The organism is Wenyingzhuangia gracilariae, from assembly GCF_056387575.1.
Genome location: NZ_CM150748.1, coordinates 2987444 through 3008760 on the forward strand (window position 1 = coordinate 2987444; position 21317 = coordinate 3008760).

Sequence of the window (21317 nt, forward strand, 5' to 3'; positions counted from 1 at the left end):
TTTAAATTTATAAAAAGTATTATATTTGCAACCGCAAAGAAAAATTTGCTGCTATATGCAACTTCCTCCTTAGCTCAGTTGGTTAGAGCATCTGACTGTTAATCAGAGGGTCCTAGGTTCGAGTCCTAGAGGGGGAGCAAAAAAAGCCTTCACAGTATTGTGAAGGCTTTTTGTTTTTTAAGATTTTAAGGTAAAAAAAAGCACTTGAAAATATATTCAAGTGCTTTTTGTATTTGTAATGCTTACTGTTATTTAGTTTTTAACGTGTAAAGCTTCGTTCAATTCAATAGTTTTAGGGTTTGGTCTACATTCTAAATGACCGTTTGTAGAATTTAATAAGAATAGTAATTTTTCTTTTCCGTTTAATTCTGCTCCTTTTACAATGTTTTGTCCTTCTTCTACAACAGTTCCGTTAAGATCAACAGGTTGTTTGTCTGCATTGTATAACCAAACTTTAGCAGCAGCAGTAACATATACTCCAGCAGCAATAGTACATCCAAATCCTAAAGAAATTCCTGTTCCAGAGTTGGCTCCTAACAAACATTTGTCTCCAATAGAAATCACGTTTTTATTTCCTCCAGATAAAGTTCCCATAATAGAAACCCCTCCACCTAAGTCAGAATCGTGACCTACAATAACTCCTGCAGAAACACGACCTTCAATCATTGCATTTCCTTTAGTACCTGCGTTAAAGTTAATGTAACCTGCTGGCATTACCGTAGTACCTACTGCACAATGCGCTCCTAAACGAACTTGAGATCCGCTAGCAATTCTTACTCCGTTTGGTACGTGGTAATTTACCATGTAAGGAAATTTATCTACGTGAGATACAATAATGTTTTCTCCTTTAAAAGTAGCTTTAATTCTTTCTGCAGATAAATCTTCTGGTAAAATAGGGCCGTGGTTGGTCCAAGCAATGTTGTTTAATTTTCCAAACACACCCTCTAGAGACAATCCGTGAGGCAATACGTGTAATTGAGATAAACATTGTAATTTAAAGTATCCTTCTACAGCATCTGCAACAGGTTGATCTTTATCGAATAAGAAATAAGCAACTACATCTACTTCTTGATAAGTATTTGTAGGAACTGAAATATTTTCTAACAATTGTTGAATTAAGATAATATTTGGATGTTTTTCAATTTCTCCATGAAAAGCTGCAAAGTTGTCAAAAGCTTTTTGTAATTGTTCTTTAGAAACAGTTACAAAACCATTTTCTGCTCCTTTGTACCCTACAACATCTTGTAACAATGCAGCAGTACCAAAAGCAGAGTCCCAGTTAATGTTAGGAAAGTTTACGTCTAAAACTTTATCTCCCTTAGATCTACGAATTCCCAATCCAAATGCTAATGGTTTTGTGTATCCTTCTGTAGCTTCAACTTTTGCTACATATGCTTTAAAATCTTGTAATGTATTCATGTTTATTTGTTTTCAAAAAATGATTTTGGCAAATATAAGTGTTTGTAATTAGCTATAAAAACAGATGGAAGTCTTGTTTTTTATAAAAAGTCTACATTTTCTTTTAGAACTATATCTATAGGTAGGTAGTAATGTGAGTTGGGTTCCTTTTTATGAATTAGGTAATTAAATAATAGTTTGATACCATCGTAACCTTGCTGATAGGCTTTTTGGCTGATTAAAAAATCGATAATCCCCATTTTTAAGTATTTTATGTTTTCAGAAAGATTGTCAAAGCCACCTAATTCAATATCTTCTCTTTCTATATCAATCATACTTTTAGCTACAATGCTAATTTTACTTGAGGGCACAAAAATACCTTTTATGTTAGGGTTGCAATCTAAGAATTGCTTTAATTGTTTGTTTAGTGTTTGTTCTTGTTCTATGGACTGAAGATTAAGTCGTTGTACTTTAATAGATTTATCTGATTGTTTAAAAAAAGATTCAAATCCTTTAATTCTATTATTAATACCTGTGTAATTAGTAATGTTTTTTCTTATTTCTACAATCAATACTTCAGACTCTTGAGGCAATACCCAGTTGAACAATTTTCCAGCTAAATAGCCTCCTTTAAAAGAGTTTTGACCAATAAAAGACAAATTATTAATTCCCTGAGTTTCGGAGTTAATAGTAACGTAAGGAATTTGTTGTTGATCAAGTTGTTGTACCAATTCTAATGTTTCTTTTTGTAGCAAAGGAGCTAACAATACAGCATTAGGTTTACATTGCATCATTTTGTGAAAAGATTGAATGTAGGATTCAGGATTGAATTGATCGTATTCAAAATTATGAACCCCAATTCCTAATGGTTCTATTTCATCTTTAGCATCTAGAACACCTTGTTTAGGAGAATTCCAAAATTCATTAGAGTTTTTAGCACTAGGAAATAAAGTAGCTATAGAGAACTTTTTTTTAGAAGCCAAAATACTAGCAATAGGATTTACGGTGTAATTATTTTCTTCAATTATTTTTAGAATTTTAGCACGTGTTTTTTCAGAAACTCCTCCACGGTTGTGTAGCACTCTATCTACAGTTCCTGCCGATACGTTTGCTTTTTTAGCAATGTCTTTAATTCTATTCAAAAGGTAAGGGTTAAAATGTTGATAAAAACAAAAGTAAATTAAAAAAAAATAGTAAATATTTATTTTAGTTAAATAAATATGTATTTTCGTGTACGTACACGAAAAATATAACATACAAAATGACAAAATTATTTAATATTAAAAATCAAGTAATTGTAATTACAGGAGGTGCAGGAGTACTAGGTGGAAGCATTGCAGAACATTTAGCTAGTGAAGGAGCTAAAGTGGTAATTATTAGTAGAAGTGAAAATACGGTTGCTGATAAATTAGCTGTTTTAAAAAATATAAGTGATACTGTTTTAGGCTTTGCATGCGATGTGTTAAACAAAGAAGCATTAGAACAGGTAAAAGATAAAATTATAAATCAATGGGGAAAAATAGATGCATTAATCAATGCAGCTGGAGGAAATATGCCAGGAGCTACTATTGGACCAGAAAAATCAATTTTTGATTTACAAATGGATGATTTTAGAAAAGTATCTGAATTAAATTTAGATGGAACCGTATTACCGTCTATGATATTTGGTAAAGAAATGGTAGCTCACGGAAAAGGTTCTATCATCAATGTGTCATCTATGGCTGCAGCACAAGCTTTAACAAGAGTTGTAGGGTATTCTGCTTCTAAAGCGGCAATAGATAATTTTACCAAATGGATGGCAACAGAATTGGCATTAAGACATGGCGATCAATTAAGAGTAAATGCTATTGCCCCTGGTTTTTTTATCGGAAAACAAAATTTAAGATTGTTAACAAACGAAGATGGTTCTTACACAGATAGAGGAAATACCATTATTCAAAACACTCCCATGAAACGTTTTGGTAAGTCAGAAGAGTTAAACGGAACGGTTCAATGGTTGTTAAGCGATGCTGCAAGTTTTGTAACAGGAATTGTAGTACCTATAGACGGTGGATTTAGTGCATTTAGTGGAGTATAAAAAATAAGTAAAATGAATTATATTAAAATAAGTACGGTTTTAGTTTTATTACTATTTAGCAATTCTTTTGCCCAGCAAAAAAAGAATGTATTGCTTATTTGCGTAGATGATTTAAGACCCGAACTAAAATCTTTTGGGGCAGATTATATTGTATCTCCAAATATTGATGCGCTGGCAAAAAAAGGAAGAGCTTTTTACAATCATTACGTAAATGCACCAAGTTGTGGTCCTTCTAGATATACAATGCTTACAGGTTTGTATGAAGAATTAGGAATGCATAAAAATTCCAATGATGCCTTGTTTAGAAGACAGCAAAAAATGACAAGCAATCCTAAAGCGGTTGTTCCTAGTATGCCAGAATGGTTTAAAAAACATGGGTATACAACCGTTTCTTTAGGAAAAGTATCTCATCATCCAGGAGGAAAAGGTGGTGAAGGTTGGAATGATCCTAGTGAAGTTGAAATGCCTGGTGCTTGGGATAAAAGTTGGATTCCTGTTGCAGAATGGAAAAGCCCACAAGGAACCATGCATGGATTGGCACACGGAGAAATTAGAAAAAAAGCAAGTGATATGGCTGTTTTTCAGACAAAAGAAGGGCCAGATACTATTTATCCAGATGGACATATTACCAATGCTGCTTTGGCTCAGTTAGAGGAGTTTACCAAACAATCTAAACCCTTTTTCTTTGCTGTAGGATTTATCAAACCTCATTTACCTTTTGGTGCTCCCAAAAAATATTACGATATTTACGACGGAGTTGAGATTCCCGAAGCTCCATTTCCAACAAAACCAAACTGGAATTCTACGTGGCATGGATCTGGTGAGTTTATGAAATACAATCGATTGTATAAAGATCCTAGAAAGGATAAAGTTTTTGCAAAAGAGGTAAAAAAACACTACGCTGCTTGTGTTAGTTATGCAGATGCGCAGGTTGGGAAAGTTGTTGAGAAATTAAAAGAAACCGGTTTAGATAAGAATACAGTTATTGTACTGTGGGGCGATCATGGGTGGAGTTTGGGAGATCATGCCATTTGGGGAAAACATAGTTTATTTAATGAAGCTTTGCATTCACCTTTAATTATTGTCGATAAGTCGATTCGAAAAAAAGGGAAAGGAACCAATGCTGTTGTAGAAACGGTAGATATTTTTCCAACCTTGTGTGATTTGACAGAATTGCCAATTCCTGCATTTGCAGATGGAGAGTCTTTGAAACCAATGTTACAAAACGTAAAAACAAAAGGTCATATAGCCTATGCGTATAGAAAAAATACAAAAACGATAAAAACAGCAAGGTATAGATTCACTTTAAAAGGTGAAAAACCTATAGAGTTGTTTGATCATATAAAAGATCCGTACGAAACAAAAAACATAATTGCTCAGCACCCTAAAGTTGTAAAAGAGTTGGTAGCATTGGTAAAATTAAAAGATTTAAAAAGAGAGTAAAATGAAACAAACATTTAGATGGTTTGGTGTAACAGATTCAGTTCAGTTATCACACATAAGGCAAGCAGGAGCTACAGGTGTAGTTACCGCTTTACATCATATACAAAATGGTGAAGTTTGGGAAGTGGAAGAAATCATGAAAGTGAAAAAGATGATAGAAGAAGCTGGATTAGAATGGTCTTTTATAGAAAGTATTCCCATTCACGAGAACATAAAACTACAAAAAGGAGATTATTTACAACGTATAGAAAATTACAAACAAAGTATTAAAAATGTAGCCGCTTGTGGTGTTAAAAACATTTGCTACAACTTTATGCCCGTGTTAGACTGGACTCGTACACAATTGTTTTGGCCTTTAAAAAATGGAGCTACTGCTTTGCGTTTTGACAAAGTAGAAATGGCAGTTTTTGAAGTGTATTTAATGGAGCGAGCAGGAGCAGAGAATGATTACACAGAAGAGGTTTTAGAAAAAGCAAAAGTAGCTTTTAAAACTATGGATGATACGGAAAAAACACGTTTGTCTGATTGTATTTTAAAAGGATTGCCTGGTACGGTAGATGATTTGTCTATGGAGGAATTTAAAGCAATGATTGCTCAATATGATGGAATGACTCATCAAGATTTAAAAAATAATTTATCGTTCTTTTTAAATGAAGTTATTCCTGTTGCAGAAGAAAATGGAGTGGTTATGGCCATACATCCAGATGATCCGCCAATGGATATTTTAGGATTGCCAAGAATCATAAAATCAGAAAAAGATTTAGAAGATTTGGTTGGTTTTATAAACAGTCCATCTAACGGAATTACTTTTTGTACCGGTTCTTTGGGAGCCAATCCGGATAATGATTTACCTAAAATGATAGAAAAATTTGGAGATAGAATTCACTTTTTACACTTAAGAAATGTACGCAGAGAAGCAGATGGTAGTTTTTACGAAGACGAACATTTAGGAGGCTCTAGTGATATGTACGAGGTGGTAAAAGCGGTTACCAAGATAGAAGAACAAAGAGGAATAGAAATACCGATGCGACCAGATCATGGACATCAAATTATAGATGATTTAACCAATAACAAGGCATATTGTGGTTATACAGCTTTAGGTAGGTTAAAAGGATTGGCAGAATTAAGAGGTTTAGAACTAGGAATTAAAAGAAGTATACGATAAATGAAATCAGTTAAAAAAGACGAAAATTTTATGAATGATGATTTTTTGTTGCAAACAGAAGTAGCAAAAAAATTATATCATAACTACGCAAAAAAAATGCCGATCATAGATTATCACAATCATTTATTGCCAGAAAAAATAGCAAAAAATGAGTGTTTTAAAGATATTACAGAGGTTTGGTTGTCTGGAGATCATTATAAATGGAGAGCTATGAGAGCCAATGGTATTGATGAAGAATTTATTACAGGAACAACAACAACCTCTTATCAAAAATTTGAAAAGTGGGCAGAAACAGTTCCTTATACCGTAAGAAATCCGTTGTTTCATTGGATACACATGGAGCTTAAAAAATATTTTGGAATTACAGATATTTTACAACCAAGTACGTGTAAAGAAATTTATGACAAAGCCTCTAAAAAATTACAGAATACCACGCCAGAACAATTGTTGCTAGAAGCAAATGTAGAAGTAGTTTGTACTACAGATGATCCTATTGATGATTTAAAATGGCACAAACAAATTAAAGAAGGTAACTTTAAAATAAAAGTATTACCGACTTTTAGACCCGATGCTATTTTTAATATTGAAGGAAAAGGTTTTGTAACGTACATACAAAAATTAGCAGACAGATCTAAAATTGAGATTACAGATTTACAAAGCTTAATAGCTGCATTACAACAACGTGTAGAATTTTTTGATAGTTTAGGTTGCAAATTGTCTGATTTTGGAGTAGCAGGCCCTTTAATTTATGATGTTTTTTCTGAAGACATAGCCAACGAGGCTTTGGTTGCTGTTTTGGCAGGAAAACACATATCAAAAGAACAAATAACGCATTATAATTCTTATGTGTTGTATCAATTAGCAACTATGTACCATGCAAAAGATTGGGCTCAACAATTCCATTTAGGATCTGTAAGAAACAACAACGATCGTTTGATGCGTAATTTGGGAGCAGATGTAGGATGTGATTCTGTTTCTGATGACACTTATGCTCACCAAATGTCTAAATTGTTTAATCAATTGGATAGCGATGAAAAATTAGCAAAAACAATTACGTACAATTTAAATCCGGCAGAAAACGAAGTGTTTGCAACTATGATGGGGAACTATAGTGGAAGCACTCCAGGTAAAATGCAATGGGGTTCTGCTTGGTGGTTCTTAGATCAAAAAGATGGAATGGAAAAACAACTACAAACCTTGTCTAACATTGGTTTGTTAAGTCGTTTTGTAGGAATGTTAACAGACAGCCGTAGCTTTATGTCTTTCCCTAGACATGAATATTTTAGAAGAATATTGTGTAACGAAATAGGAAGAGATGTTACCAATGGAGAAATACCAAACGATTTGGAATTTTTAGGAGGTATCGTAGAAGATATATGCTATTACAATGCTCTAAATTATTTTAAATTTTAGTCATTTATTAAAAAGTTGCTTTGTTCAAAAGCAGAATGCTAGTTTTTAAAATAATTGGCATCAATCTATTTTTACATTATGTTATGAGAGTTTATTATTATTTAATTGGGTTTGTACTGTTGGTGTCTTGCAATAAGTTAACAGAAACCAAAACGTTAACCTTAGCCCATAGTTTGCCTATTTCTCATCCAGTACACAAGGGAATAGTAGTATTTCAGCAAGAATTAAAACAAATATCTAAAGGAAAGTTAGATGTTAAAATTTATCCTGATGGACAATTGGGAGATGAACGTGAAGCTTTAGAGTTGTTGCAAATAGGAAGTATTTCTATGACCAAAGTAAGTGCAGCCACTATGGCCAATTTTGTGCCAGAATACGGTGCTGTTAGTATTCCTTATATTTTTAGAGATAAAGAGCATTGTTTTAAAGTATTAGAAGGTGAGATAGGGAAAGAACTATTGCAAAAAGGAGACGATAGATGGTTAAGAGGATTGTGTTTTTACGATGCAGGTGCTCGTAGTTTTTATACCGTAAATAAACCAGTAGAATCTGCAAAAGATGTAAAAGGATTAAAAATTCGTGTAATGAACGATCCGACAGCTGTAAAAATGGTGAGTGCTTTAGGAGGATCTCCTACACCTATGGCTTATGGAGAGCTGTATACTGCTCTGCAACAAGGAGTGGTAGATGGTGCAGAAAATAACATTCCGTCTTTTGTAACGTCTCGTCACTTTGAAGTCTGTAAGTATTATAGTTTTGATCAGCATACCTATATTCCGGATGTATTAATTATGGGGACAAAAACATTAAATCGTTTGTCTGTTCAAGAAAAAGAATGGGTGTACAGTGCTGCAAGAAAATCGGCTCAGGCACAAAAAAAGTTTTGGGAAGATTCTGTAAACGAAGGACTAAAAGTTTTAAAAGAAGCAGGAGTCCAAATTTATTATCCAAACAAACAACCTTTTAGAGATCAAACGCAATCTATTATAGAAGATTTTAAAAAGAAGTCTTTTGGGAATTTAGTAGAGGCAATTCAAAATACAAAATAAGATGGAGCAGTTATTTAAAGGAATTAAAAGAGTACTAGAGCTACTATTAATAGTAATATTTGTGGTATTGGTTATAGATGTGGTATGGCAGGTAATTGCTCGTTATGCTAAAATTAGTTCAGGGTTTACAGAAGAGCTTTCTAGATTTTTATTAATCTGGTTAGCTGTAATTGCAACTGCATATTCTAGAAGTTACAAAGGTCAAATGGCAATTGATTTTTTCTACGAAAAATTCAGTACCAAAGGAAAATACGTTCTTAGTTTGTTTATAGAGTTTTGTATTATGTCTTTTGCAAGCGCAGTTATGGTTGTTGGAGGTATAAACTTGGTGAATATAACTCTAAAACTAGGACAGTTGTCTCCGTCTTTAGGGTTTCCAGTAGGGTATGTATATAGTATTGTGCCTACATGCGGAATTCTTATTTTGTTTTTTAGTTTATATCACATTATCAATTATATAAGAGATTATAAAAAAGGAATCTCTACAAGTAAAACAGTTTAATTATGAGTATAGCAGTTATTGGAGTTATCACACTTTTTGTGATTTTGTTTGCCTTGTTGTTGTTAAAAGTTCCGGTTTCTTATAGTGTAGGAATTGCTACCACGGTTACTTTGTTAATTAGTTTGCCATCGGTACCAGCCATTACCACAATTATGCAACAAATGACAACAGGAATAGATAGTTTTGCCCTATTGGCCATTCCGTTTTTTATTTTGGCAGGAGATATTATGAATAGTGGAGGAATTGCCAATAGATTGGTGAATTTCTCAAAATCTTTGGTGGGTAGTTTTCCTGGTGGTTTGTTATATGTAAACATTATATCAGCCATGTTTTTTGGAGCTGTTTCTGGTTCTGCAGCAGCATCAGCATCAGCAATTGGAGGTATTTTAGCCAAAAGAATGGAAAAAGAAAATTATCCAAAACCTTTTAGTGCTTCATTAAATATTACCTCTTCTACAGTAGGGTTAATTATTCCACCAAGTAACGTATTGATTGTTTTTGCATTAGCAAGTGCAGGAGCAGCCTCTGTAGAAGCGTTGTTTTTAGCAGGATATTTACCAGGAATTTTATTAGGATTGGCTTTTATTACTTGGGCAGCTATAGTTGCAGTAAAAAGAAAGTTCCCTAAAGAAGAACGTGTTCCTTTAAAACAATTATGGGATGATTTTAGAAAAGCTATTTTAAGTATTTTAATGATTATTGTAGTTGTAGGAGGTATTGTTTTTGGAGTGTTTACAGCTACAGAAGGGGCTGTAATAGCCGTAGTATATGCTTTGGTGTTAAGTTTTTTTTATAAAGAAATTTCTATAAAAGATTTAGGAACTGTAATTGTAAAAAGTTCTAAAACAGTGGCTGTTGTAATGTTTTTAATTAGTACATCAATGGCATTGTCTTGGTTGTTTGCTTATAACGAAATTCCTCAAATGATTTCGAACTTTATGTTGTCTAATTTTGACAGTCCTATATTTATGTTATTGGCCATTAATATTACCCTGTTAATTGTAGGAACTTTTATGGATATGACTCCTGCGGTGTTAATTTTTACCCCTATATTTTTACCTATTGTAACCGAAATAGGTATGGATCCGGTACATTTTGGAATTGTAATGGTATTAAACCTATGTATTGGTTTGTGTACTCCGCCTGTAGGAACGTTGTTGTTTATAGGTAGCGGAGTTGCAGGAATAGAGGTAAGTAAAGTAATAAAACCCTTGCTGCCTTTTTTAGCAGTTATGATTTTGGTGTTACTACTAGTTACATTTATTCCTCAAATTAGTATGTTTTTACCTAATTTGATGGGGAAATAGATATAGATTGGTTTGTTGTGTAATTGATGATCTTAATTAGATTAAAATTATTCACATAAAATGTATAATAGTAATCAATATTAAATTACACCTCTATATCCTTTAATTGTACTTGTAATGCTTTGGTAGAAACTTGTATTTCTATCAATAATAAAATCAAAGAAAGCATCATAGAATTAAGGCTAATGATAAAAATAACATCAGCAGTTAAAGTCATTTCTAAAAAAAGCACAAGCATTGTTAATACCGCTCCCATAAAGCTTAAAATGGCAAAACCTTGGGTGGCTCTAATTAAAGTCAATCGTTTGCTTAAAATTTTAATTTGTACCCCAATGTTTTTTTCATGAGAGGTTTTGTATTCTTTATGTAATTGTCTAACCAAGGCAGCAATAGCCAAATAGCGAGCATTGTATGCTAACATGGTTAAAGAAATTGCAGGAAATAACAAAGCCGGAATACTCATAGTTAAATTCATAGAAAGTGTCTTTTTATAGGTGGTTAAAAGTACAAAGAATCTAACGGATATTAATGAGTTTAAAAAAATCTATGATTTAGGTTTTAGCAGGTCTAATAGTTTCAAAATTTGAATTATAGGTTGTATCTTTGCCACTTCTTAAAACAAATAACTCATGAAAGCAGGTATTGTAGGATTACCAAACGTAGGAAAATCAACTTTATTTAATTGTTTGTCTAATGCAAAGGCTCAAAGTGCAAACTTTCCGTTTTGTACAATTGAACCAAACATTGGAGTGGTAAACGTACCAGATCCAAGATTAGAAAAATTAGAAGAATTGGTAAATCCAGAAAGAGTTGTACCTGCAACTGTAGAAATTGTAGATATTGCTGGTTTGGTAAAAGGAGCTAGTAAAGGAGAAGGATTGGGAAATCAGTTTTTGGCAAACATTCGTGAAACAGATGCTATTTTGCATGTGTTACGTTGTTTTAATGATGATAATATTGTGCATGTTGATGGATCTATCAACCCTATTCGTGATAAAGAAACCATTGATATAGAACTGCAACTTAAGGATTTAGAAACGGTTGAAAAACGTTTAGAAAGAGTAAAAAAGTTAGCTAAAACAGGAAATAAAGAGGCTCAGGCTGAATTTGATGTTTTAGATAAAATAAAAACATCTTTAGAATCAGGAGTTTCCGTTCGTGCTTTAGAGTTTACAGAAAAAGAATTAGAATTTATAAAACCTTTACAGTTTATTACCATTAAACCAGTAATGTACGTTTGTAACGTAGATGAAGAAGCTGCTGTTGATGGAAACGAATATGTAGAATTGGTAAAAGAAGCTGTAAAAGATGAAAAAGCTGAGGTATTGGTATTGGCTGTAGGTACAGAAGCAGATATTAATGAATTGGAAAGCTACGAAGAACGTAAAGAATTTTTATCAGACGTTGGTTTAGATGAGCCTGGAGCTGCAAAATTAATTCGTTCTGCATACAAATTATTAAATTTACAAACGTATTTTACCGCAGGAGTTAAAGAAGTAAGAGCTTGGACAATTAATATTGGAGATACAGCTCCGCAAGCTGCAGGAGTAATTCATACAGATTTTGAAAAAGGATTTATTCGTGCAGAGGTAATTAAGTATAATGATTATGTTGCTTTAGGAAGTGAAGCAAAAGTAAAAGAAGCAGGTAAATTGTCTGTAGAAGGAAAAGAATACATTGTACAAGATGGAGATATGATGAACTTTAGATTTAACGTATAAGTTTGTTAGTACATAGCATATAAAAAAAGAGAGCCAAAAGGCTCTCTTTTTTTGTGATAGTTTTTTTTACTTGTATTTAATTATAAGATGACATTAGTTTTTTTAAAAAAGAATATATTTAATTCCATACTAGAAATATCTATTTAACAAACAACTATTACAAAATGAAAAATGTATTTAAAAGTACAGATACTGACGAAATTATAGAGCGTATAGAAAATTTGTCAACAGACAGTCAGCCCAATTGGGGAAAAATGAACGTGGCACAAATGTTAGCGCATTGCAATGTAACTTATAAATTTATTTATGATGATATTCATCCTAAAGCAAAAGGCTTAAAAAAGTTTTTATTAAAGTTATTTGTGAAAGGAGTTGTGGTTGGAGACAAACCTTATAAAAAGAACAGCCCAACAGCTCCAGAGTTTGTTATTGCTGATGAGAAACAATTTGAAGTTGAAAAACAACGTTTGATAGCTTATATAAATAAAACTCAGCAATTAGGAGAAAATTATTTTGATAAAAAAGAATCTCATTCTTTTGGAGTGCTGTCAAAAAAAGAATGGAATACCATGTTTGCCAAACATTTAGATCATCATTTAACGCAGTTTGGAGTTTAATAAAAAAGAGAGCTTTTTGGCTCTCTTTTTAGTATACAATTAAGATTATTGTTTGATAAGTTTTTTGGTGATTTTGTTCCCTGTGGTTTCGGTTATCGTAATTAAATACATTCCTGGAGCTAAATCACTTATAGGTATTGTAATGTTGCTTGATTTGTTATAGGTGTTGTGCTTTACAATGTTTCCAGATACATTGGTAATAACAATATTTTGTATTGTAGAATTACTTTTAATTGTTATAAAATCTTTGGATGGATTAGGAGATATAAAAGTACTTTGCAAAGTTAATGAGCTATTATACTTTAATATTTCCTCTGTTATTTTAACATTAGTTACAGAAAGTCTTGTAAAAGCATCACCAGAAATAGAACTTGCTGCTTTGCGGTTTTTATTTACATTAACACCGTTAACTAATTTGTTTCTACACAATGATGTGTAAACAGCATGAGTAGGTTCATATACTTCAGCAGCATTAATTCCTTGTCCGCTTTTAACCCATGCATTACAAGTTCCTTCGTCATATCCTTCAAAAAATATTTTGGCATTTCCTTTATTGTTAATAGTAGTTCCTAAAAAAGTATTGTTAATATTGGTTTGATTTCTTCTAGCTCCAATAAATATTTTTTCTCCTTCATCAATTAAAATAAAAGCACTAAGACTTGTAGAGGCATTAAAAGTATTACCCGCTATATAAATATTTCTTGGTCCATAGTCGTGTACATCTCTTTTACATTCTTTACCTGCTGCAAAAGTAACTCCATCGGGTTTGTAGCTTGTGGTAGTTTGATCTGCTTCTGCAATACACTGTGTATAAGCACGTCTTTCATTACTACCTTTAATTAAATATGTCCAATTAGGATAGGTGTTGCTAGCTGCTTGCTGAGAAACACGTTTATGACCTTCTGTTCCTGCTAATGATATGTATTGGAATTTACTGCTTCCAGTAGGATTCATAGAAAAAGTATTGTTGTAAATTTCTACGTTTCTAACAAATTGCTCAAAGTGCAATGCTTGTCCGTAACCAGCAGCTCCGGACATTCCAGCAAATTGATTGTGTCTAATGTTATAATCGCTAATTTGTACACCTCCTATATGAAAAGATTCAACTTTTTCAAAAACACAGTTTTTAACTGTAGAACCGCTTAAACTAGTGCTTGTTGTAATTCTAGTTCCTACATCTTTACCGTTTACAACACCAGTTTTTATTCTGTCATTTCCGCAGTCGGCAATAACACCTCTTTTATATCCTGTTTTAAAAACACAGTTGTCTATCACAAATTGATCGACTGCAGTAATTACTTTCCCTCTTCTATTTGTGTCTCTGTTTAAAATTAAAATACAAATATCTGCAATGTCTTCAAATTGAGAATTTTTAACTTCTAAACCGTGAGTAGCAAAACCAATTGGCCCTGCAATTCCTTTTTGATTTGATTTTTTGAATAAAACATTGTCGAACTTATGATTTTTACTCACTTTGGTTACATGGCCATCAGAATCTTTTGTAGGAGCAAAAATAAAAATACTGTTATCGTAAGATTTTAATTTGTTGGCAGCGTTTAGTGTTAAATTTACCATTTTAATATTTTTACCATAAGCCCTTATTAGTCCTTTAGATTCTGCCGATAGTTTTAAAACAGTATTTGTTCTAGAAGCTCCTAAACCTATAATTACCAAATTAGATCTGTTAATATTTATTGGTGATGCAAACATATAGGTACCCGCTTTTATTTTTAAAGTATCAATATTGGTGTTGTTTACCATATTAATGATTTCACTTGCTGTGTTTGCTGTTAAAGATGTTTGTGAAAAAGAATTTTGATAAGACAATAGTCCTACTAAAATTAAGAGATAACTAAGTTTTACTTTTGAAAAATAATTCTTCATAATAATTGTATTAGATTTAAGTTAGGGTATAAATCTATCCTTGTGATTGTTTGTTTAATGAAACAAATGTGTTTTTTGTAAGAATTTTACAATTAAATACGTGTTTTTGTAGTAAATAATAGTTTTTGAGTAGTCTTTTTAGGATATTAATTAGTTTTGTTGATTGAGTTAGAGAATAATAAAAAAAGAGAGCTATTACAAAATAGCTCTCTTTTTATAGAATGTATTTGAAAAGAAATTAATCGTTCCAGTGTTTGTCAATTACTTTTTGAATGTGAGGGAATTTATCTCCATCTTCTTCATTTAACTCCTTACGTTTTGCTTTTAATTGTTCCTTTAAATCAGCAATAATTTCTTTGTACTTAGGGTCGTTGTAAGCATTGTTCATTTCTTTAGGATCTACAGTTAGGTCATAAAATTCCCAAGCTACAGGAGTGTCCATTGTAAACCTGTTTCCCCAACTTTTTTTGTTCCATTCAGCATCAGGTTTGTGAACATCTACCCAATATTTTCCGTAAAAGAAAATCAATTTGTATTGTTTGGTTCTAATTCCAAAGTGAGCTGGATTTGCATGTGCATGTGCCATGTGCATCCAATATCTGTAATATGTAGATTGTTGCCAGTTTTTAGGTTCTTTTCCTTTTTTAAGAATGTATTCAAAACTGTTTCCTTGCATTTTTTTAGGAGGTTTTCCTCCAGCTAAATCAATTAATGTAGGAGCAAAATCTGTATTGTTTATAATAGCATCTGTTCTTGTTCCAGGTTTAATTTTTTTAGGATATCTAACAAAGAAAGGCATTCTCATAGATTCTTCATACATCCAACGTTTGTCTATGTAATCATGTTCTCCAAGCATAAATCCTTGATCTCCGGTATATACAATAATGGTATTGTCATACAATCCTTCTTTTTTAAGGTATTCTATAATTCTAGCAACGTTATCATCTACACCTTTTACACAACGTAAATACCTTTTTAAATATTCTTGGTAGGTTTCATGAATGTATTCGTTCCCTTCTAGCCATTTAGGAGATTCAATATCTAACTTAGGATTGTTGTGTTTGGTGTATTGTTTACTCCACATACGCATTCCCATGTGTCTAATGGTGTTTCTTTTAGAAACAGAAGAACCAATTTCGTGAATTAATGAATCATCTACACCTCTAGTTGCTATAGATCCATTATTTCCGTTGTGGTATAAACTAGCAGGTTCTGGTATATGAACATCAGCTAAATAATCTTTGTAACGTGGTGCATATTCAAAATCATCATGTGGTGCTTTAAATTGGTGCATTAAAAAGAAAGGCTTGTTTTTGTCTCTTTTGTTTTTTAACCAATCTAGAGTAATATCGGTAATTACATCAGAACTATGACCTTTGTGAACTTTTCCTTCGTAATTTTTAGAACCATATTTTGCATAGTTCATTCCTGTTTCTGTTAGGTTTGGATCAAAGTAAGAACCTTGCTGACCGTGTTCCATAAATACGTTATAGTAATCAAAATCAGGTCTATTTCCTAAGTGCCATTTTCCTACCAAGGCAGTTTGGTATCCTAATTTTTTAATTTCTTGAGGCAAATAATGGTGTTCTGTTTCTACATCACCTTCTAAATCTAACACCCCGTTTTTTTGGCTGTATTGTCCTGTAATTATAGATGCTCTACTTGGAGTACAAATGGAATTGGTTACAAAACAGTTGTCAAAAATCATTCCTTCTTTAGCAATTTTATCTAGCGTAGGTGTTGGGTTTAACACAGCAAGCCTACTTCCGTAAATTCCAAATGCCTGAGAGGTATGATCATCAGACATAATGTAAAGAATATTGGGCTTTTTTTGTGCGTTTGTTTTTTGAGTTAGGCTAATAGCGGCTAATAGAGTTGCCAAACCTAGTAACAAAGATTTAGTATTCATTTTTTAAATTATTTTGCCATAAATGTATTAAGATTACTTTGTATGCAGTAAAACATATGTTTTTTTTAGAGAGAATATTCGTTAAATCAAAAGTAATCGTACAAATTAAGGTTGCTTTTGATGGAAAGTAAAATGTTATTTTTTGATACAAATGATTGTTTGTAGGTAAAATGTAAATGCTATAAGTTTAGCTAGAAACAACAATTGTGTTGTTTGTTTTAAAGGTTTTTACAAGTTGTCCAGTTATAGTACGGATAGAAATAGTGATAATTTTAGTAATACCTGTATTGTTTAAGGTTTTTTGCTAGAAGGTTAAGGGTAAGAATTACGTGTTGTTAATTCTAAAAGTTAAGCCACTTTTTTCTGTTTTAGAATCAATTATAGAGAAAGAAAAGGGAATTGTAGTTGATGTTTTTATCTTTTTTAGGTTTCTATAAAAGTTTAGTTTAAAGAGTATTCTATTTGTTTTTTTGGTACTTAACTATGTATAAACAACTACTTTTGATTTGTAAAAAGTAATGAAAACTAAAAGAGGAATGAAAAACATATCGCAAAATTCTTTAGGAGTGTTTATTGCCTTGTTGGCAGTTTGTTTGTTTTCGTCAAAAGCAATTATCGTAAAGTTAATTTATCAATTAGAAGTACCAACATTACATGTTTTGTTGTTAAGAATGTTGTTTTCTGTGCCTTTTTACATAGGGGTATTGTTGTATACAAAAAAAGAAACCAAAGAAAAACTAACCAATACACATTATGTATGGTTGTTGTTTTTAGGTATTGTAGGTTATTATGTGGCTAGTTTTTTTGATTTTTATGGATTAAAATATTTAACGGCAAGTTTAGAACGTATTATTTTGTTTGTTTATCCAACATTGGTAGTGTTAATAGGAGCTGTTTTCTTAAAAACAAAAATTACCAAGCAGCAAATTTGGGCCATTGCCATTACTTATTTTGGAGTTTTTATCACGTTCGGATCAGAGTTGCAAATAAACCATAGCAACAATGTTTTGCTGGGGGCAGCATTTATTTTTATAAGTGCATTAACTTATGCATCTTATTTGGTAGGGAGTGGTTGGCTAATTCCAAAATTTGGAACATTAAGGTTTACCTCTTTAGCCATGATTATAGCTTGCTCTTCTGTTTTTATACACTATTTTATAACAGATAGAAGCTCTGTTTTAATGTATCCTAATCAAGTTTATTTTTACAGCTTAGGAATGGCTTTTTTCTGTACGGTATTACCTTCTTATTTGGTATCTTTTGCTATTCAGAAATTAGGGGCTTCTAAATTTGCTATTATAGGAAGCATGGGGCCTATATTTACCATATTGTTAGCAGCTTTGGTGTTAGGTGAAAGTATTACTTTTGTACAAGCTATAGGTGTAGCAATTGTAATTGTAGGAGTTAGAATTGTGTCAAAAAAACAAAAATGAATAAAGTACTAGTAGTCATAAACAAGCAACGCATATTTTTAATAGGGCTATTGGTTGTTTTAATAAGTTTTGCATTTACGTACAATGTTCCTTTTTTTTGGGATGCATTGTCTAAATCTTCAAGAGCTACTTGGTTTTATGAACATCATTTTGATCAGTGGGTAGTGCCAACAGAAATAAATTCTGGACATCCACCATTTTGGACTTTATTATTGGCATTTACATGGGAATTTTTTGGTAGAAGTTTACTGGTTAGTAGAATGCTGTTGCTAGTGCTGAATATTGGAGTCGTATATCAGTTACAGTTGTTGATACATACATATAAACGGCAAAGAATTCCTTGGTATTGGTACTTAATACTTTTTATAGAGCCTACTTACTTAGCACAAACCACTATTTTAAATAATGATGTTTTAATGTTGTTTATGTGTTTAATGGCATTTAACACCATTCAAATAAATAGAGTTTTATACAGCTTGGCAATTACAGGGCTTCTGTTTTGTAATTTAAGAGGAATGTTCTTTTTGGTTGGTTTTTTTATGTTTGATATATATGTGCATTTTATCAAAACAAAAAACAGAAAAAAAGCACATCAATTATTGTATGCCTATGTTTTAGCCTTAGGTTGTTTTACAATGTATCTTTTTTATCAATACTCAGTGTTAGGTTGGATTATCAAATCACCTCAAAACATAGCACATAGAAGTTGGGTAGATTTAAAACAATTTATAGTAAATGCTATATCTATAATTAGAGTTTTTGCAGATTATGGCAGGTTTTTATTTTTGACAATTTTACTAATATGTTTGATAATTGCTTTTAAACAAAAAAAGAAATTATCAAATAAAATTAAAGAATTGCTCTGGGGGTTTTGTTGCCTTTTGTTACCAAATATTTTGGTAATGTTGTTGTCTACAAACCCAATTGGTCACAGATATTTAATGCTTTTTTACCTTATAAGCCTTCTTGTATTTGTAAATTTGCTACATGTAACAATACAACAAAAGAGAAAAAAAATAGGCTTGTTTTTTTTGTCGATTATGTTTTTAATTTCTGGACATTTTTGGATTTATCCAGAAACAATATCACAAGGTTGGGATAGTTCGTTAGCCTATCTAAATTATTTTCCAGTAAAGAAAAAAATGCAAAAATATGTTGTAGATCATCAAATTCCAATAGATAGTATTGGTTCTAAAACAAGAAATCCAAGTTTGTATATAGAATATTTGTCTAAAGGGAACCAAGTAAATTATGTAGAGAATAAAACCATTAAAGATGTAAAATATTACTTGCATAGCAATATAGAGAATCAAACCAAAGATGACGAAATTCTTGAATTAAAAACTCATTGGAAACTGTTAAAAGAATACAAACAAAACGGTGTATTTGTTCGTTTGTACAAATCACCGAACAAATAGGGGATTCGTGTAAAACCTGTTAATAATTACTTAAGGATAGTTGTTGATAAACTACGATAAAAGCTTAAATTTAACCTAAACCTAAAAATTAGAAACCTCTTCATGAATCAAGAAACAAAATATACCGAAGACAATATACGATCGTTAGACTGGAAAGAGCATATTAGAATGCGACCAGGTATGTATATTGGGAAGTTAGGAGATGGATCATCACAAGATGATGGTATTTATATTTTGATTAAAGAAGTGATAGACAACTCTATAGATGAGTTTGTAATGGGTGCAGGTAAAACCATTGAAATTTCTGTAAAAGATGAGGTGGTTAAAATTAGAGATTACGGACGTGGAGTTCCTTTAGGAAAAGTAGTTGATGTAGTTTCTAAAATGAACACAGGAGGTAAGTACGATTCTCGTGCCTTTAAAAAATCTGTTGGATTAAACGGAGTTGGTACCAAGGCCGTAAATGCTTTGTCTAGTAGTTTTTCTATTCAATCTATTCGTGATGGACAAACAACTACAGCAGAATTTGAAAAAGGAGAGTTGGTCAATCAAACCCCTTTAGAAGCTACTACAATAAGAAGAGGAACTAGAGTTATTTTTCATCCCGACAATAGCATTTTTGTCAATTACAAATTCCGTAAAGAATATGTAATTAAAATGATTAAAAATTATGTGTACCTAAATCCAGGATTGACGATTGTTTTTAATGGAGAAAAGTATGTTTCAGAAAACGGGTTGAAAGATTTACTGGAAGAAAACATACATGAAGATACGTTGTCTTATCCTATCATTCATTTAAAAGGAGATGATATTGAAATTGCCATGACACATAGCAAAACTCAATATAGTGAGGAGTATCATTCTTTTGTAAACGGACAACATACCACACAAGGAGGAACACATCAAAATGCATTTAGAGAAGCTGTTGTAAAAACCATTAGGGAATTTTTTGGAAAAAACTTTGATGCTTCAGATGTTCGTAAATCTATAGTAAGTGCCATTGCAATTAAAGTAATGGAACCTGTTTTTGAAAGTCAGACCAAAACAAAGCTAGGATCTACAGAAATGGGAGGAGATTTACCTACGGTTAGAACCTATATTAACGATTTTGTAAAAACCAATTTAGACAACTATTTACATAAAAATCCTACCACTGCCGAAGCCATTCAACGTAAAGTAATGCAGGCAGAAAAGGAGCGTAAAGAACTGTCTGGTATTCGTAAAATAGCTAGAGAACGTGCTAAAAAAGCAAGTTTACACAATAAAAAATTACGAGATTGTAGAATACATTTGGCAGATTCTAAAAAAGAAGGACATTTAGACACATCTTTGTTTATAACAGAGGGAGATTCTGCAAGCGGATCTATTACCAAGTCTCGTAACGTAAACACTCAAGCTGTGTTTAGTTTAAAAGGGAAACCTTTAAACTGTTATGGGTTGACTAAAAAAATTGTGTACGAAAATGAAGAATTTAACTTGTTGCAAGCAGCTTTAAATATTGAGGACGGAATAGAAAATTTACGTTATAACAATGTAATTATTGCTACCGATGCCGATGTGGATGGAATGCACATTCGTTTGTTATTAATTACATTCTTTCTACAATTTTTTCCAGAGGTAATTAAAGAAGGACATTTGTATATTTTAGACACACCACTCTTTAGAGTTCGTAATAAAAAAGAAACCATTTATTGTTATTCCGAAGAAGAAAAACAAGCAGCTATAGAAAAATTAACAGGAAAAGCAGAAATTACCCGATTTAAAGGGTTGGGAGAAATTTCTCCAGATGAGTTTCAACATTTTATTGGCGATAATATTCGTTTAGATCCTGTAATGTTAGATAAAGAACAATCTATAGAGTCTATGTTAGAATTCTACATGGGTAAAAACACACCAGACCGTCAAGATTTTATTATTGACAATTTAAAGTATGAATTGGATGTAATTGAGGAGAATTAGTCTCTAAAATAAATCGATATCA

The 21317-nt window shown here is 32.0% G+C and carries 17 protein-coding genes and 1 tRNA gene; 13 read left to right on the forward strand and 5 right to left on the reverse strand.

The window, feature by feature from the left end; genetic code table 11:
• Positions 1–63: 63 nt before the first annotated feature.
• A tRNA-Asn gene (locus ACY2IJ_RS13170) sits at positions 64–137 on the forward strand.
• 115 nt (positions 138–252) lie between these two features.
• Here the strand turns inward: ACY2IJ_RS13170 and ACY2IJ_RS13175 are convergent.
• Both ACY2IJ_RS13175 and ACY2IJ_RS13180 read right to left on the reverse strand, forming a co-directional pair.
• A complete protein-coding gene (locus ACY2IJ_RS13175) occupies positions 253–1419 on the reverse strand; it encodes a tetrahydrodipicolinate N-succinyltransferase N-terminal domain-containing protein (protein ID WP_476724784.1) in 1167 nt (388 codons plus the stop codon).
• An 80-nt stretch (positions 1420–1499) separates the two neighbouring features.
• Positions 1500–2540: a substrate-binding domain-containing protein gene (locus ACY2IJ_RS13180; RefSeq protein WP_476724785.1), complete on the reverse strand. Its 1041-nt coding sequence runs from the start codon at positions 2538–2540 to the stop codon at positions 1500–1502.
• 119 nt (positions 2541–2659) lie between these two features.
• Here ACY2IJ_RS13180 and ACY2IJ_RS13185 point away from each other — a divergent pair, with 119 nt between their 5' ends.
• The 7 genes from ACY2IJ_RS13185 to ACY2IJ_RS13215 all read left to right on the forward strand — a co-directional run bounded on the left by ACY2IJ_RS13185 (position 2660) and on the right by ACY2IJ_RS13215 (position 10354).
• Positions 2660–3475 carry an SDR family oxidoreductase gene (locus ACY2IJ_RS13185; RefSeq protein ID WP_476724786.1) on the forward strand — a complete coding sequence of 272 codons (816 nt, stop codon included), beginning with the start codon at positions 2660–2662 and terminating at the stop codon, positions 3473–3475.
• A 12-nt stretch (positions 3476–3487) separates the two neighbouring features.
• Positions 3488–4918, forward strand: coding sequence for a sulfatase (locus ACY2IJ_RS13190; protein ID WP_476724787.1), 1431 nt, complete (start codon positions 3488–3490; stop codon positions 4916–4918).
• Position 4919: 1 nt separating this feature from the next.
• Positions 4920–6083, forward strand: coding sequence for a mannonate dehydratase (uxuA, locus tag ACY2IJ_RS13195; protein WP_476724788.1), 1164 nt, complete (start codon positions 4920–4922; stop codon positions 6081–6083).
• Positions 6084–7496, forward strand: coding sequence for a glucuronate isomerase (uxaC, locus tag ACY2IJ_RS13200; protein WP_476724789.1), 1413 nt, complete (start codon positions 6084–6086; stop codon positions 7494–7496).
• 83 nt (positions 7497–7579) lie between these two features.
• On the forward strand, positions 7580–8545 hold the full coding sequence (locus tag ACY2IJ_RS13205) for a TRAP transporter substrate-binding protein (RefSeq protein WP_476724790.1): 966 nt from the start codon (positions 7580–7582) through the stop codon (positions 8543–8545).
• Between the two features lies 1 nt (position 8546).
• Positions 8547–9047, forward strand: coding sequence for a TRAP transporter small permease (locus ACY2IJ_RS13210; RefSeq protein WP_476724791.1), 501 nt, complete (start codon positions 8547–8549; stop codon positions 9045–9047).
• A gap of 2 nt (positions 9048–9049) precedes the next feature.
• Positions 9050–10354, forward strand: a complete 1305-nt coding sequence (locus tag ACY2IJ_RS13215) for a TRAP transporter large permease (protein ID WP_476724792.1) — start codon at positions 9050–9052, stop codon at positions 10352–10354.
• 85 nt (positions 10355–10439) lie between these two features.
• Here ACY2IJ_RS13215 and ACY2IJ_RS13220 read toward each other — a convergent pair whose 3' ends face one another.
• Positions 10440–10829: a DUF2721 domain-containing protein gene (locus ACY2IJ_RS13220; protein ID WP_476724793.1), complete on the reverse strand. Its 390-nt coding sequence runs from the start codon at positions 10827–10829 to the stop codon at positions 10440–10442.
• 154 nt (positions 10830–10983) lie between these two features.
• Here ACY2IJ_RS13220 and ychF point away from each other — a divergent pair, with 154 nt between their 5' ends.
• Positions 10984–12075 (forward strand): redox-regulated ATPase YchF, encoded by a 1092-nt coding sequence (gene ychF / locus ACY2IJ_RS13225; RefSeq protein ID WP_476724794.1) that lies wholly within the window; start codon positions 10984–10986, stop codon positions 12073–12075.
• 164 nt (positions 12076–12239) lie between these two features.
• The gene (locus ACY2IJ_RS13230) at positions 12240–12692 is read left to right on the forward strand and encodes a DUF1569 domain-containing protein (RefSeq protein ID WP_476724795.1); all 453 of its coding nucleotides are present in this window, start codon (positions 12240–12242) and stop codon (positions 12690–12692) included.
• A 45-nt stretch (positions 12693–12737) separates the two neighbouring features.
• On the opposite strand, the gene ACY2IJ_RS13235 is transcribed toward ACY2IJ_RS13230, so the two are convergent.
• Both ACY2IJ_RS13235 and ACY2IJ_RS13240 read right to left on the reverse strand, forming a co-directional pair.
• Positions 12738–14576, reverse strand: a complete 1839-nt coding sequence (locus ACY2IJ_RS13235; protein ID WP_476724796.1) for a T9SS type A sorting domain-containing protein — start codon at positions 14574–14576, stop codon at positions 12738–12740.
• 238 nt (positions 14577–14814) lie between these two features.
• Positions 14815–16485: a sulfatase family protein gene (locus ACY2IJ_RS13240; RefSeq protein WP_476724797.1), complete on the reverse strand. Its 1671-nt coding sequence runs from the start codon at positions 16483–16485 to the stop codon at positions 14815–14817.
• Positions 16486–17003: 518 nt separating this feature from the next.
• Between ACY2IJ_RS13240 and ACY2IJ_RS13245 the strand changes: the two genes are divergently transcribed.
• The 3 genes from ACY2IJ_RS13245 to ACY2IJ_RS13255 all read left to right on the forward strand — a co-directional run bounded on the left by ACY2IJ_RS13245 (position 17004) and on the right by ACY2IJ_RS13255 (position 21295).
• Positions 17004–17918, forward strand: coding sequence for a DMT family transporter (locus tag ACY2IJ_RS13245; RefSeq protein WP_476724798.1), 915 nt, complete (start codon positions 17004–17006; stop codon positions 17916–17918).
• Entirely contained in the window at positions 17915–19336 is a 1422-nt protein-coding gene (locus ACY2IJ_RS13250; RefSeq protein ID WP_476724799.1) for a hypothetical protein, read from the forward strand. The genes ACY2IJ_RS13245 and ACY2IJ_RS13250 overlap by 4 nt, the downstream gene beginning before the upstream one ends.
• Before the next feature lie 102 nt (positions 19337–19438).
• Positions 19439–21295: a DNA topoisomerase IV subunit B gene (locus ACY2IJ_RS13255; RefSeq protein WP_476724800.1), complete on the forward strand. Its 1857-nt coding sequence runs from the start codon at positions 19439–19441 to the stop codon at positions 21293–21295.
• The last annotated feature ends 22 nt before the right edge of the window (positions 21296–21317 follow it).